A 13,545-nucleotide genomic window follows, 5' to 3' on the forward strand; every position below is an offset into this window, starting at 1 on the left:
TTTTTTATATTTCGTGCATCAAATATGCCATGTCTGCGACGAATGTTATTCTTGGAAGAGAAATTCACTTTTTTCACTAACCACATTGCTTTACAATTAAAAACAAGTAAAAAAGAAAATAGAGGAATGATACAAATGGCACAACGCAGACCGGCAGGCAAAAAAATACCTTTTCAAAAAGACTCATTCTTACAACAATTTGAGAAACTTGCGCAATCCCGGAAACATCATGTACTTCTCGAAAGTGCAAGAGGCGGCAGATATAGTATAGCCGGTCTTGATCCAATTGCAACTGTGAAAGGAAAAGACGGAATAACTACAATTAAGCATGGTGATGAGATGCTGTTTAAAGAAGGTGATCCATTAAGGGCCTTCCACAGCTGGTTTAAAACGCTGGAAACAGAAACGAATCATGAGTTCCCTGACTTTCAAGGCGGGGCAATCGGGTTTCTCAGCTATGATTACGCACGGTACATTGAAAATTTTAAAATGCTCTCGTTAGATGATCTAGAAACACCAGATATTTATTTTCTTGTTTTTGATGATATAGCAGTTTATGACCATCAAGAAGAGTCTCTATGGCTGATTACTCATGTTAATGGTTCTGATCAGGAAACAGCGGATGTGAAGCTATCTGAGTTAGAGCAGATGTGGTTGACTGAGCTTCCCGCTGTCTCTTCGCGAGAGATGAAGCCTGAAACAGATGGTTCCTTCGCGGCGCCATTTACCGAGGATGGGTTCTCACAAGCTGTAGAGAAAATCAAACAATACATTGCCAGCGGAGATGTGTTTCAAGTCAATCTATCAATAAGGCAGTCACAGTCACTGTCTGCCCACCCATATCAAATTTACAAAACCTTGAGAGAAGTAAATCCTTCTCCTTATATGGCGTATTTAGAAACACCTGATTTCCAAATCATTTGCGGATCGCCTGAACTGCTTGTCAGCAAAAAGGGCAAGCTATTAGAGACGAGACCGATTGCGGGCACCCGTTCCAGAGGGAAAACAAATGAAGAAGACGAGGCGCTTGCAAACGAATTGATACACAATGAAAAAGAACGCGCGGAACATGTCATGCTGGTTGATCTTGAGCGAAATGATCTGGGAAGAGTATCACGTTACGGGTCTGTTCGCGTAAATGAATTCATGGCAATTGAAAAATACTCGCATGTGATGCACATTGTGTCTAATGTCCAAGGTGAACTGCAGGATGGGTATGATGCTGTAGATATTATTCATGCTGTGTTTCCCGGAGGAACCATTACTGGTGCACCGAAAGTAAGAACGATGGAAATTATAGAAGAACTTGAGCCGACACGCCGAGGGCTTTATACTGGATCTATAGGATGGTTTGGATATAATCACGATCTGCAGTTTAATATCGTCATTCGAACCATTTATGCAACCGGAGGGCAGGCATTTATGCAGTCCGGCGCAGGAGTTGTGATTGATTCTGTTCCGAAGCACGAATACAAGGAATCATTCAAAAAAGCTTTTGCGATGCAAAGAGCATTAGAGCTGAGCGAAGAAGAGACAAAAATTAGATGAGGTGAGCGGAGAAATGATTTTAATGATTGATAACTACGATTCATTCACGTACAACTTGGTACAGTATTTGGGCGAGCTTGGGGAAGAGCTGGTTGTGAAACGCAATGACAGCATCACAATCGATGAAATTGAAGAACTGTCTCCGGACTTTCTGATGATATCTCCCGGACCGTGCAGCCCTGATGAGGCGGGAATCAGCCTCGAAGCAATTAAACATTTCGCAGGGAAAATTCCTATTTTCGGTGTATGTCTCGGACATCAGTCCATCGCACAAGTGTTCGGTGGTGATGTTGTTAGGGCAGAACGGCTTATGCACGGGAAAACCTCGGATATCGAGCATGACGGCAAAACCATTTTTGAAGGGTTGAAAAATCCCCTTGTTGCGACGCGATACCACTCGCTGATCGTAAAACCTGAGACGCTGCCAAGCTGTTTTACAGTAACAGCACAAACGAAAGAAGGAGAAATCATGGCTATTCGCCACAATGACCTCCCGATAGAGGGCGTGCAATTTCACCCAGAGTCTATTATGACCTCCTTTGGGAAAGAAATGCTCAGAAATTTTATTGAGACATATCGCAAGGAAGTTTTTGCGTGATGATATATGTGAACGGCCGGTATATGGAGGAGAAAGATGCAGTTCTTTCTCCTTTTGACCATGGGTTTTTATATGGGATCGGTGTTTTCGAAACCTTCAGGCTCTACGAAGGCTGCCCGTTTTTGCTTGATTGGCATATAGAAAGGCTTGAACGCGCGCTTAAGGATCTGCAAATCGAATATACTGTTTCAAAGCATGAGATCCTTGAGATGCTGGACAAGCTGCTTAAGCTAAATGATATCAAGGATGGCAATGCCCGCGTCAGACTGAACATATCAGCGGGGATCAGCGATAAAGGCTTTGTCGCCCAGACGTACGATAAGCCGACCGTTTTATGCTTTGTGAATCAGCTGAATCCAGAAAGCCTTCCTTTGCAAAAAGAAGGGAAGGTTTTATCGATACGGAGAAACACTCCTGAGGGATCGTTCCGGTTAAAATCTCATCATTATCTAAATAATATGTATGCGAAACGGGAAATTGGAAATGATCCGCGTGTCGAGGGAATTTTCCTAACGGAGGATGGAGCTGTTGCAGAGGGTATCATATCTAATGTCTTTTGGAGAAAAGGTCGTTGTATCTATACGCCATCGCTTGATACTGGTATTCTGGACGGCGTCACGAGACGTTTTATCATAGAAAATGCAAAGGATATCGGCCTGGAGCTCAAAACGGGCCGATATGAGCTAGAAGCTCTCTTGACAGCTGACGAAGCGTGGATGACGAACTCGGTTCTTGAAATCATCCCGTTTACTAAAATAGAAGAAGTAAACTATGGAAGCCAAAGCGGAGAAGCAACCTCCGCTCTTCAATTGTTATACAAAAAAGAAATAAAGAACATGATTCATGAAAAGGGAGGAAGAGCATGGCGCAGCACACAATAGATCAAACACAAGTAATCCACACTAAGCCCAGCGCTTTATCATATAAAGAGAAGACGCTGGTGATGGGAATTTTAAACGTAACGCCTGACTCTTTCTCGGACGGCGGAAAATATGACAGCTTGGACAAGGCGCTGCTGCACGCGAAAGAGATGATCGATGATGGTGCCCATATCATTGATATTGGAGGGGAATCGACAAGGCCTGGCGCTGAGTGCGTATCTGAGGATGAGGAGATGTCCAGAGTCATTCCGGTGATTGAGCGGATTACGAAAGAGCTTGGTGTTCCTATTTCTGTAGACACGTACAAGGCTTCTGTCGCGGATGAAGCAGTGAAAGCCGGTGCATCCATTATCAATGATATTTGGGGAGCCAAACATGATCCGAAGATGGCTTCCGTTGCAGCTGAACATAATGTTCCAATTGTACTCATGCATAACCGCCCTGAAAGAAACTACAATGACTTATTGCCGGATATGCTGTCGGACTTAATGGAGAGTGTAAAAATTGCTGTTGAGGCCGGAGTAGACGAGAAGAACATTATTCTTGATCCCGGTATCGGTTTCGCGAAAACCTATCACGATAACTTGGCAGTGATGAACAAACTAGAGATTTTCAGCGGGCTGGGGTATCCGGTTCTTCTGGCAACCTCCCGAAAAAGATTCATCGGACGTGTTCTGGATCTTCCGCCTGAGGAGCGGGCTGAGGGCACAGGCGCGACTGTGTGTCTCGGCATTCAAAAAGGCTGTGACATTGTCAGGGTCCATGATGTAAAGCAAATTGCCAGAATGGCGAAAATGATGGACGCGATGCTGAATAAGGGAGGGGTGCACCATGGATAAAGTTTATGTAGAAGGTATGGAGTTTTACGGATATCACGGTGTGTTCAAAGAAGAAAACAAACTTGGCCAGCGGTTTAAAGTCGATTTAACCGCTGAGCTGGATTTAAGCAAAGCCGGACAAACAGACGACCTTGAGCAAACGATCAACTATGCTGAGCTCTATCACGTATGTAAAGATATCGTGGAAGGGGAGCCTGTAAAATTGGTAGAAACGCTGGCGGAACGTATTGCTGGCACTGTTCTCGAAAAATTTCAGCCTGTTCAGCAATGTACGGTGAAAGTGATTAAGCCAGACCCGCCAATTCCCGGACACTATAAATCAGTAGCAATTGAAATTACGAGAAAAAAGTCATGAACAACATAGCTTATATTGCACTTGGATCTAATATTGGAGATAGAGAAACGTATTTAAGGCAAGCAGTGGCTTTACTGCATCAGCATGCTGCGGTGACAGTCACTAAAGTGTCGTCTATTTACGAAACTGACCCGGTCGGATACGAAGATCAAGCTCAATTTTTGAATATGGCTGTTGAAATCAAGACATCACTGAACCCTTTTGAACTCCTTGAACTGACGCAGCAGATAGAAAATGAATTAGGCAGAACAAGGGAAGTAAGATGGGGGCCGCGGACGGCAGACCTTGACATTTTGTTATTTAATCGTGAAAATATTGAAACAGAGCAACTAATTGTTCCGCATCCGAGAATGTATGAGCGTTTGTTTGTCCTTGCGCCGCTTGCGGAAATTTGCCAGCAGGTTGAAAAAGAGGCTACAAGCGCCGAAACAGACCAAGAAGGTGTAAGAGTATGGAAGCAGAAATCTGGGGTAGACGAATTCGTGCATTCAGAAAGCTGAAAGGTTATACTCAAGAAGGATTTGCAAAAGCATTAGGTATATCAGTTTCTATTCTCGGCGAAATTGAACGCGGAAACCGATTGCCGTCAGCTGCCATCATTCAAGATGCAGCAGATGTTTTAAATATAAGTGCGGACGAATTGGCGCCGCCAGAAAAATAGAACAAATGAAAGGAGGAGAAAAATTGTTCAAAATCGGAGATATTCAATTGAAAAACCGGGTTGTGCTCGCACCTATGGCTGGTGTCTGCAACTCTGCGTTCAGATTGACTGTAAAGGAATTCGGAGCCGGATTGGTATGCGCTGAAATGGTCAGTGACAAAGCGATCCTTTACAACAATGCAAGAACAATGGGTATGCTTTATATTGATGAACGTGAGAAACCACTGAGCCTTCAAATTTTCGGAGGAAAAAAGGAAACCCTTGTGGAAGCGGCGAAGTTTGTAGACCAAAACACAACTGCTGATATCATTGATATTAACATGGGATGTCCCGTGCCGAAGATTACAAAATGCGATGCGGGAGCCAAATGGCTTCTCGATCCTGATAAGATTTACGAAATGGTTTCTGCAGTAGTGGATGCTGTTAATAAACCAGTTACAGTGAAAATGAGAATGGGCTGGGATGAAGACCACATTTTCGCAGTGAAAAATGCACAGGCTGTAGAACGTGCGGGCGGTAAAGCAGTTGCGCTTCACGGCCGTACGAGAGTGCAGATGTACGAAGGAACGGCAAACTGGGATATCATCAAAGAAGTAAAACAATCAGTATCGATTCCGGTTATCGGAAACGGCGATGTTAAGACACCGCAGGATGCTAAGCGTATGCTCGATGAGACAGGAGTAGACGGGGTTATGATCGGACGCGCTGCATTGGGCAACCCGTGGATGATTTACCGTACGGTTCAGTATCTTGAAACAGGTGAATTAAAAGAAGAGCCGCAAGTACGCGAAAAAATGGCCGTATGCAAACTGCATCTTGACCGCCTGATTGACTTAAAAGGTGAAAACGTAGCGGTAAGAGAAATGAGAAAGCACGCTGCATGGTATCTGAAAGGCGTGAAAGGCAATGCGAACGTTCGTAATGAAATCAATCATTGCGAGACGAGAGAAGAGTTTGTACAGCTTTTAGATGCATTTACGGTTGAAGTTGAGGCAAAAGAGCTTCAAAATGCAAAAGTAGGATAATACTCACCTCTATTTGCTGCTCACTGCTAGTTTTACGCTGGCAGTTTTTCTGCTTTTTTCATGAAACAATATCTGTAATGGAGTGATAACAATGAGTCAAGAAGAGCATAACCATGAAGAATTGAATGATCAGCTGCAAGTCAGACGCGATAAAATGAATCAGCTGAGAGATAACGGCATCGATCCATTCGGCGCACGTTTTGAAAGAACTCATCAGTCTCAAGAAGTTATTTCGGCATATCAAGATCTAACCAAAGAAGAGTTGGAAGAAAAAGCGATTGAAGTTACAATCGCAGGCCGCATGATGACAAAACGCGGCAAAGGAAAAGCCGGCTTTGCCCATCTTCAGGATTTAGAAGGCCAAATCCAAATCTACGTAAGAAAAGACAGTGTCGGTGACGACCAATATGAAATCTTCAAGTCTTCTGACCTCGGTGATCTTATCGGCGTAACCGGAAAAGTCTTCAAAACAAATGTAGGCGAATTGTCTGTTAAAGCAACTTCCTTTGAATTGCTGACAAAAGCGCTTCGTCCGCTTCCTGACAAATACCATGGTTTAAAAGACGTTGAGCAGCGCTACCGTCAGCGCTACCTGGATCTTATCGTAAACCCAGACAGCAAACATACGTTTATTACACGAAGCAAGATCATTCAAGCTATGAGAAGATACCTTGATGATCATGGATACTTAGAAGTAGAAACACCTACAATGCACAGCATTCCTGGGGGAGCTTCTGCACGTCCGTTTATCACTCACCACAACGCGTTAGACATTCCACTCTATATGCGTATTGCTATCGAACTGCACCTAAAACGTCTAATTGTCGGCGGTTTAGAAAAAGTATATGAAATCGGCCGTGTTTTCCGTAACGAAGGTGTCTCTACACGCCATAACCCTGAATTTACAATGATTGAGTTATATGAAGCATATGCGGACTATAAAGATATCATGAGCTTAACTGAAAACCTTGTCGCTCATATCGCCCAAGAAGTGCTTGGCACAACTACGATTCAATACGGGGAAGAGCAAATCGACCTTAAACCGGAGTGGAAAAGAATCCATATGGTTGACGCAGTCAAAGAAGCGACCGGCGTTGATTTCTGGGAAGAGGTTACTGTTGAACAGGCGCGTGAATATGCAAAAGAACATGGAGTAGAAATTAAAGACTCTATGACAGTAGGCCATATCATCAACGAATTCTTCGAACAAAAAATTGAAGAAACGCTTATTCAGCCAACGTTTATTTACGGGCATCCTGTAGAAATTTCTCCTCTTGCTAAGAAAAACCCTGAGGACCCGCGTTTTACAGACCGTTTTGAGCTGTTTATCGTTGGCCGTGAACATGCCAACGCGTTTACAGAGCTGAATGATCCTATTGATCAAAGAGAACGCTTTGAAGCGCAATTAAAAGAGCGTGAAGCCGGTAATGATGAAGCTCATCTAATGGATGAAGACTTTGTTGAAGCTCTGGAATACGGTATGCCGCCAACAGGAGGTTTAGGCATCGGTATCGACCGTCTGGTTATGCTGCTGACGAATGCCCCTTCTATTCGCGATGTGCTGTTATTCCCGCAAATGAGACAACGCTAATAAAGAAGAGCGGTATCCTCCATAGGGAAAGGATGCCGCTCTTTTTAAATTCCTTAGTATTTCTTCAAAAAAACTATTGCACTATTATTTACTAGGTGGTATATTATTATTCGTTGCCGCTAAACAAGGCGATAACGAAAAAAAGAACTTCAAAAAAAGTTATTGACTTCACTGAGTCAACGAGTTATAATAATAAAGTCGCTTGAACGAAGTGAACAAAATGATCTTTGAAAACTAAACAAGACAAAACGTACCTGTTAATTCAGTTTTTAAAAATCGCACAGCGATGTGCGTAGTCAGTCAAACTACTTTATCGGAGAGTTTGATCCTGGCTCAGGACGAACGCTGGCGGCGTGCCTAATACATGCAAGTCGAGCGGACAGATGGGAGCTTGCTCCCTGATGTTAGCGGCGGACGGGTGAGTAACACGTGGGTAACCTGCCTGTAAGACTGGGATAACTCCGGGAAACCGGGGCTAATACCGGATGGTTGTTTGAACCGCATGGTTCAAACATAAAAGGTGGCTTCGGCTACCACTTACAGATGGACCCGCGGCGCATTAGCTAGTTGGTGAGGTAACGGCTCACCAAGGCAACGATGCGTAGCCGACCTGAGAGGGTGATCGGCCACACTGGGACTGAGACACGGCCCAGACTCCTACGGGAGGCAGCAGTAGGGAATCTTCCGCAATGGACGAAAGTCTGACGGAGCAACGCCGCGTGAGTGATGAAGGTTTTCGGATCGTAAAGCTCTGTTGTTAGGGAAGAACAAGTACCGTTCGAATAGGGCGGTACCTTGACGGTACCTAACCAGAAAGCCACGGCTAACTACGTGCCAGCAGCCGCGGTAATACGTAGGTGGCAAGCGTTGTCCGGAATTATTGGGCGTAAAGGGCTCGCAGGCGGTTTCTTAAGTCTGATGTGAAAGCCCCCGGCTCAACCGGGGAGGGTCATTGGAAACTGGGGAACTTGAGTGCAGAAGAGGAGAGTGGAATTCCACGTGTAGCGGTGAAATGCGTAGAGATGTGGAGGAACACCAGTGGCGAAGGCGACTCTCTGGTCTGTAACTGACGCTGAGGAGCGAAAGCGTGGGGAGCGAACAGGATTAGATACCCTGGTAGTCCACGCCGTAAACGATGAGTGCTAAGTGTTAGGGGGTTTCCGCCCCTTAGTGCTGCAGCTAACGCATTAAGCACTCCGCCTGGGGAGTACGGTCGCAAGACTGAAACTCAAAGGAATTGACGGGGGCCCGCACAAGCGGTGGAGCATGTGGTTTAATTCGAAGCAACGCGAAGAACCTTACCAGGTCTTGACATCCTCTGACAATCCTAGAGATAGGACGTCCCCTTCGGGGGCAGAGTGACAGGTGGTGCATGGTTGTCGTCAGCTCGTGTCGTGAGATGTTGGGTTAAGTCCCGCAACGAGCGCAACCCTTGATCTTAGTTGCCAGCATTCAGTTGGGCACTCTAAGGTGACTGCCGGTGACAAACCGGAGGAAGGTGGGGATGACGTCAAATCATCATGCCCCTTATGACCTGGGCTACACACGTGCTACAATGGACAGAACAAAGGGCAGCGAAACCGCGAGGTTAAGCCAATCCCACAAATCTGTTCTCAGTTCGGATCGCAGTCTGCAACTCGACTGCGTGAAGCTGGAATCGCTAGTAATCGCGGATCAGCATGCCGCGGTGAATACGTTCCCGGGCCTTGTACACACCGCCCGTCACACCACGAGAGTTTGTAACACCCGAAGTCGGTGAGGTAACCTTTTAGGAGCCAGCCGCCGAAGGTGGGACAGATGATTGGGGTGAAGTCGTAACAAGGTAGCCGTATCGGAAGGTGCGGCTGGATCACCTCCTTTCTAAGGATATTATACGGAATATAAGACCTTGGGTCTTATAAACAGAACGTTCCCTGTCTTGTTTAGTTTTGAAGGATCATTCCTTCGAAACGTGTTCTTTGAAAACTAGATAACAGTAGACATCACATTCAATTAGTAACACAAGATATCACATAGTGATTCTTTTTAACGGTTAAGTTAGAAAGGGCGCACGGTGGATGCCTTGGCACTAGGAGCCGATGAAGGACGGGACGAACACCGATATGCTTCGGGGAGCTGTAAGCAAGCTTTGATCCGGAGATTTCCGAATGGGGAAACCCACCACTCGTAATGGAGTGGTATCCATATCTGAATTCATAGGATATGAGAAGGCAGACCCGGGGAACTGAAACATCTAAGTACCCGGAGGAAGAGAAAGCAAATGCGATTCCCTGAGTAGCGGCGAGCGAAACGGGATTAGCCCAAACCAAGAGGCTTGCCTCTTGGGGTTGTAGGACACTCTGTACGGAGTTACAAAAGAACGAGGTAGATGAAGAGGTCTGGAAAGGCCCGCCATAGGAGGTAACAGCCCTGTAGTCAAAACTTCGTTCTCTCCTGAGTGGATCCTGAGTACGGCGGAACACGTGAAATTCCGTCGGAATCCGGGAGGACCATCTCCCAAGGCTAAATACTCCCTAGTGACCGATAGTGAACCAGTACCGTGAGGGAAAGGTGAAAAGCACCCCGGAAGGGGAGTGAAAGAGATCCTGAAACCGTGTGCCTACAAGTAGTCAGAGCCCGTTAACGGGTGATGGCGTGCCTTTTGTAGAATGAACCGGCGAGTTACGATCCCGTGCAAGGTTAAGCAGAAGATGCGGAGCCGCAGCGAAAGCGAGTCTGAATAGGGCGCATGAGTACGTGGTCGTAGACCCGAAACCAGGTGATCTACCCATGTCCAGGGTGAAGTTCAGGTAACACTGAATGGAGGCCCGAACCCACGCACGTTGAAAAGTGCGGGGATGAGGTGTGGGTAGGGGTGAAATGCCAATCGAACCTGGAGATAGCTGGTTCTCTCCGAAATAGCTTTAGGGCTAGCCTCAAGGTAAGAGTCTTGGAGGTAGAGCACTGATTGGACTAGGGGCCCCTACCGGGTTACCGAATTCAGTCAAACTCCGAATGCCAATGACTTATCCTTGGGAGTCAGACTGCGAGTGATAAGATCCGTAGTCGAAAGGGAAACAGCCCAGACCGCCAGCTAAGGTCCCAAAGTATACGTTAAGTGGAAAAGGATGTGGAGTTGCTTAGACAACCAGGATGTTGGCTTAGAAGCAGCCACCATTTAAAGAGTGCGTAATAGCTCACTGGTCGAGTGACTCTGCGCCGAAAATGTACCGGGGCTAAACGTATCACCGAAGCTGCGGACTGTTCTTCGAACAGTGGTAGGAGAGCGTTCTAAGGGCTGTGAAGCCAGACCGGAAGGACTGGTGGAGCGCTTAGAAGTGAGAATGCCGGTATGAGTAGCGAAAGAGGGGTGAGAATCCCCTCCACCGAATGCCTAAGGTTTCCTGAGGAAGGCTCGTCCGCTCAGGGTTAGTCGGGACCTAAGCCGAGGCCGAAAGGCGTAGGCGATGGACAACAGGTTGATATTCCTGTACCACCTCCTCACCATTTGAGCAATGGGGGGACGCAGGAGGATAGGGTAAGCGCGGTATTGGATATCCGCGTCCAAGCAGTTAGGCTGGGAAATAGGCAAATCCGTTTCCCATAAGGCTGAGCTGTGATGGCGAGCGAAATATAGTAGCGAAGTTCCTGATTCCACACTGCCAAGAAAAGCCTCTAGCGAGGTGAGAGGTGCCCGTACCGCAAACCGACACAGGTAGGCGAGGAGAGAATCCTAAGGTGATCGAGAGAACTCTCGTTAAGGAACTCGGCAAAATGACCCCGTAACTTCGGGAGAAGGGGTGCTCTGTTAGGGTGCAAGCCCGAGAGAGCCGCAGTGAATAGGCCCAGGCGACTGTTTAGCAAAAACACAGGTCTCTGCGAAGCCGTAAGGCGAAGTATAGGGGCTGACGCCTGCCCGGTGCTGGAAGGTTAAGAGGAGCGCTTAGCGTAAGCGAAGGTGCGAATTGAAGCCCCAGTAAACGGCGGCCGTAACTATAACGGTCCTAAGGTAGCGAAATTCCTTGTCGGGTAAGTTCCGACCCGCACGAAAGGCGCAACGATCTGGGCACTGTCTCAACGAGAGACTCGGTGAAATTATAGTACCTGTGAAGATGCAGGTTACCCGCGACAGGACGGAAAGACCCCGTGGAGCTTTACTGCAGCCTGATATTGAATGTTGGTACAGCTTGTACAGGATAGGTAGGAGCCTTGGAAACCGGAGCGCCAGCTTCGGTGGAGGCATCGGTGGGATACTACCCTGGCTGTATTGACCTTCTAACCCGCCGCCCTTATCGGGCGGGGAGACAGTGTCAGGTGGGCAGTTTGACTGGGGCGGTCGCCTCCTAAAAGGTAACGGAGGCGCCCAAAGGTTCCCTCAGAATGGTTGGAAATCATTCGCAGAGTGTAAAGGCACAAGGGAGCTTGACTGCGAGACCTACAAGTCGAGCAGGGACGAAAGTCGGGCTTAGTGATCCGGTGGTTCCGCATGGAAGGGCCATCGCTCAACGGATAAAAGCTACCCCGGGGATAACAGGCTTATCTCCCCCAAGAGTCCACATCGACGGGGAGGTTTGGCACCTCGATGTCGGCTCATCGCATCCTGGGGCTGTAGTCGGTCCCAAGGGTTGGGCTGTTCGCCCATTAAAGCGGTACGCGAGCTGGGTTCAGAACGTCGTGAGACAGTTCGGTCCCTATCCGTCGCGGGCGCAGGAAATTTGAGAGGAGCTGTCCTTAGTACGAGAGGACCGGGATGGACGCACCGCTGGTGTACCAGTTGTTCTGCCAAGGGCATCGCTGGGTAGCTATGTGCGGACGGGATAAGTGCTGAAAGCATCTAAGCATGAAGCCCCCCTCAAGATGAGATTTCCCATTCCGCAAGGAAGTAAGATCCCTGAAAGATGATCAGGTTGATAGGTCTGAGGTGGAAGTGTGGCGACACATGGAGCTGACAGATACTAATCGATCGAGGACTTAACCATATTTTTGAATGATGTCACACCTGTTATCTAGTTTTGAGAGAACACTCTCAATTTGTTTGGTGGCGATAGCGAAGAGGTCACACCCGTTCCCATACCGAACACGGAAGTTAAGCTCTTCAGCGCCGATGGTAGTCGGGGGTTTCCCCCTGTGAGAGTAGGACGCCGCCAAGCAATTGCACGTTAGTGCAATTATGGAGGATTAGCTCAGCTGGGAGAGCATCTGCCTTACAAGCAGAGGGTCGGCGGTTCGAGCCCGTCATCCTCCACCATTATGCCGGTGTAGCTCAATTGGTAGAGCAACTGACTTGTAATCAGTAGGTTGGGGGTTCAAGTCCTCTTGCCGGCACCACTTTTATATGATATAATACTCAAGTCTCTTGTAGAAGAGCCATTAGCTCAGTTGGTAGAGCATCTGACTTTTAATCAGAGGGTCGAAGGTTCGAGTCCTTCATGGCTCACCATTTTACGCGGGTGTGGCGGAATTGGCAGACGCGCTAGACTTAGGATCTAGTGTCTTTATGACGTGGGGGTTCAAGTCCCTTCACCCGCATTATATAGGATAACAGTTAGAAAAACTGGACATCCTGTCTGCGGAAGTAGTTCAGTGGTAGAACACCACCTTGCCAAGGTGGGGGTCGCGGGTTCGAATCCCGTCTTCCGCTCCAACTATACCATCCACGCCGGGGTGGTGGAATTGGCAGACACACAGGACTTAAAATCCTGCGGTAGGTGACTACCGTGCCGGTTCAAGTCCGGCCCTCGGCATTATGTTTTGCGCCCGTAGCTCAATTGGATAGAGCGTTTGACTACGGATCAAAAGGTTAGGGGTTCGACTCCTCTCGGGCGCGCCATATCTTTTAATAGAATAGATGGGAAATCGGGAAGTAGCTCAGCTTGGTAGAGCACATGGTTTGGGACCATGGGGTCGCAGGTTCGAATCCTGTCTTCCCGACCATTTTTTATGGGGCCTTAGCTCAGCTGGGAGAGCGCCTGCTTTGCACGCAGGAGGTCAGCGGTTCGAGCCCGCTAGGCTCCACCAAAAGTTTTTAAAAAGTTGTTGACTTTGAAGAATTGACGTTGTATACTAAT

At 47.4% G+C, this 13,545-nt stretch carries 9 protein-coding genes, 9 tRNA genes and 3 rRNA genes; all 21 read left to right on the forward strand.

Translation table 11 applies throughout. The features are described from left to right. Positions 1 to 135 precede the first annotated feature (135 nt). The 21 genes from MKX71_RS00440 (at position 136) to MKX71_RS00540 (ending at position 13,495) form a co-directional block, all read left to right on the forward strand. The gene (locus MKX71_RS00440) at positions 136 to 1,548 is read left to right on the forward strand and encodes an anthranilate synthase component I family protein (RefSeq protein WP_192858150.1); all 1,413 of its coding nucleotides are present in this window, start codon (positions 136 to 138) and stop codon (positions 1,546 to 1,548) included. 13 nt (positions 1,549 to 1,561) lie between these two features. After that, positions 1,562 to 2,146 (forward strand): aminodeoxychorismate/anthranilate synthase component II, encoded by a 585-nt coding sequence (gene pabA / locus MKX71_RS00445; protein WP_076458803.1) that lies wholly within the window; start codon positions 1,562 to 1,564, stop codon positions 2,144 to 2,146. Then, a complete protein-coding gene (gene pabC / locus MKX71_RS00450; RefSeq protein ID WP_116316717.1) occupies positions 2,146 to 3,027 on the forward strand; it encodes an aminodeoxychorismate lyase in 882 nt (293 codons plus the stop codon). Before pabA ends, pabC begins: the two co-directional genes overlap by 1 nt. After that, complete coding sequence (gene folP / locus MKX71_RS00455; protein WP_003242672.1) at positions 3,009 to 3,866, forward strand: dihydropteroate synthase; 858 nt, start codon at positions 3,009 to 3,011, stop codon at positions 3,864 to 3,866. Before pabC ends, folP begins: the two co-directional genes overlap by 19 nt. Continuing rightward, on the forward strand, positions 3,859 to 4,221 hold the full coding sequence (gene folB / locus MKX71_RS00460; RefSeq protein WP_014478613.1) for a dihydroneopterin aldolase: 363 nt from the start codon (positions 3,859 to 3,861) through the stop codon (positions 4,219 to 4,221). Before folP ends, folB begins: the two co-directional genes overlap by 8 nt. Next, the gene (folK, locus tag MKX71_RS00465; protein ID WP_003242690.1) at positions 4,218 to 4,721 is read left to right on the forward strand and encodes a 2-amino-4-hydroxy-6-hydroxymethyldihydropteridine diphosphokinase; all 504 of its coding nucleotides are present in this window, start codon (positions 4,218 to 4,220) and stop codon (positions 4,719 to 4,721) included. The genes folB and folK overlap by 4 nt, the downstream gene beginning before the upstream one ends. Then, on the forward strand, positions 4,673 to 4,882 hold the full coding sequence (locus tag MKX71_RS00470) for a helix-turn-helix transcriptional regulator (RefSeq protein ID WP_003226678.1): 210 nt from the start codon (positions 4,673 to 4,675) through the stop codon (positions 4,880 to 4,882). Before folK ends, MKX71_RS00470 begins: the two co-directional genes overlap by 49 nt. Positions 4,883 to 4,905: 23 nt before the next feature. Beyond that, on the forward strand, positions 4,906 to 5,907 hold the full coding sequence (gene dusB / locus MKX71_RS00475; protein WP_014475588.1) for a tRNA dihydrouridine synthase DusB: 1,002 nt from the start codon (positions 4,906 to 4,908) through the stop codon (positions 5,905 to 5,907). 91 nt (positions 5,908 to 5,998) lie between these two features. Continuing rightward, positions 5,999 to 7,498, forward strand: a complete 1,500-nt coding sequence (gene lysS / locus MKX71_RS00480; RefSeq protein ID WP_003226674.1) for a lysine--tRNA ligase — start codon at positions 5,999 to 6,001, stop codon at positions 7,496 to 7,498. Between the two features lie 310 nt (positions 7,499 to 7,808). Then, a 16S ribosomal RNA gene (locus tag MKX71_RS00485) occupies positions 7,809 to 9,358 on the forward strand. 170 nt (positions 9,359 to 9,528) lie between these two features. Further along, a 23S ribosomal RNA gene (locus MKX71_RS00490) occupies positions 9,529 to 12,456 on the forward strand. A 55-nt stretch (positions 12,457 to 12,511) separates the two neighbouring features. Next, positions 12,512 to 12,627: ribosomal RNA gene (gene rrf, locus MKX71_RS00495) — 5S ribosomal RNA — on the forward strand. The 16S, 23S and 5S rRNA genes sit together here with 9 tRNA genes alongside, the layout of an rRNA operon. A 22-nt stretch (positions 12,628 to 12,649) precedes the next feature. Next, positions 12,650 to 12,725: transfer RNA gene (locus MKX71_RS00500), tRNA-Val, on the forward strand. Between the two features lie 4 nt (positions 12,726 to 12,729). After that, positions 12,730 to 12,805, forward strand: a tRNA-Thr gene (locus tag MKX71_RS00505). 36 nt (positions 12,806 to 12,841) lie between these two features. Beyond that, positions 12,842 to 12,917 (forward strand) — tRNA-Lys (locus MKX71_RS00510). Positions 12,918 to 12,923: 6 nt separating this feature from the next. Beyond that, positions 12,924 to 13,006 (forward strand) — tRNA-Leu (locus MKX71_RS00515). 40 nt (positions 13,007 to 13,046) lie between these two features. Then, positions 13,047 to 13,121 (forward strand) — tRNA-Gly (locus MKX71_RS00520). A gap of 14 nt (positions 13,122 to 13,135) precedes the next feature. Continuing rightward, positions 13,136 to 13,221: transfer RNA gene (locus MKX71_RS00525), tRNA-Leu, on the forward strand. Positions 13,222 to 13,230: 9 nt separating this feature from the next. Next, positions 13,231 to 13,307, forward strand: a tRNA-Arg gene (locus MKX71_RS00530). Positions 13,308 to 13,334: 27 nt separating this feature from the next. Further along, positions 13,335 to 13,411: transfer RNA gene (locus MKX71_RS00535), tRNA-Pro, on the forward strand. An 8-nt stretch (positions 13,412 to 13,419) separates the two neighbouring features. Beyond that, a tRNA-Ala gene (locus tag MKX71_RS00540) sits at positions 13,420 to 13,495 on the forward strand. The last annotated feature ends 50 nt before the right edge of the window (positions 13,496 to 13,545 follow it).

This window comes from Bacillus sp. FSL M8-0071, assembly GCF_037975455.1.
Lineage (GTDB): Bacteria > Bacillota > Bacilli > Bacillales > Bacillaceae > Bacillus > Bacillus subtilis.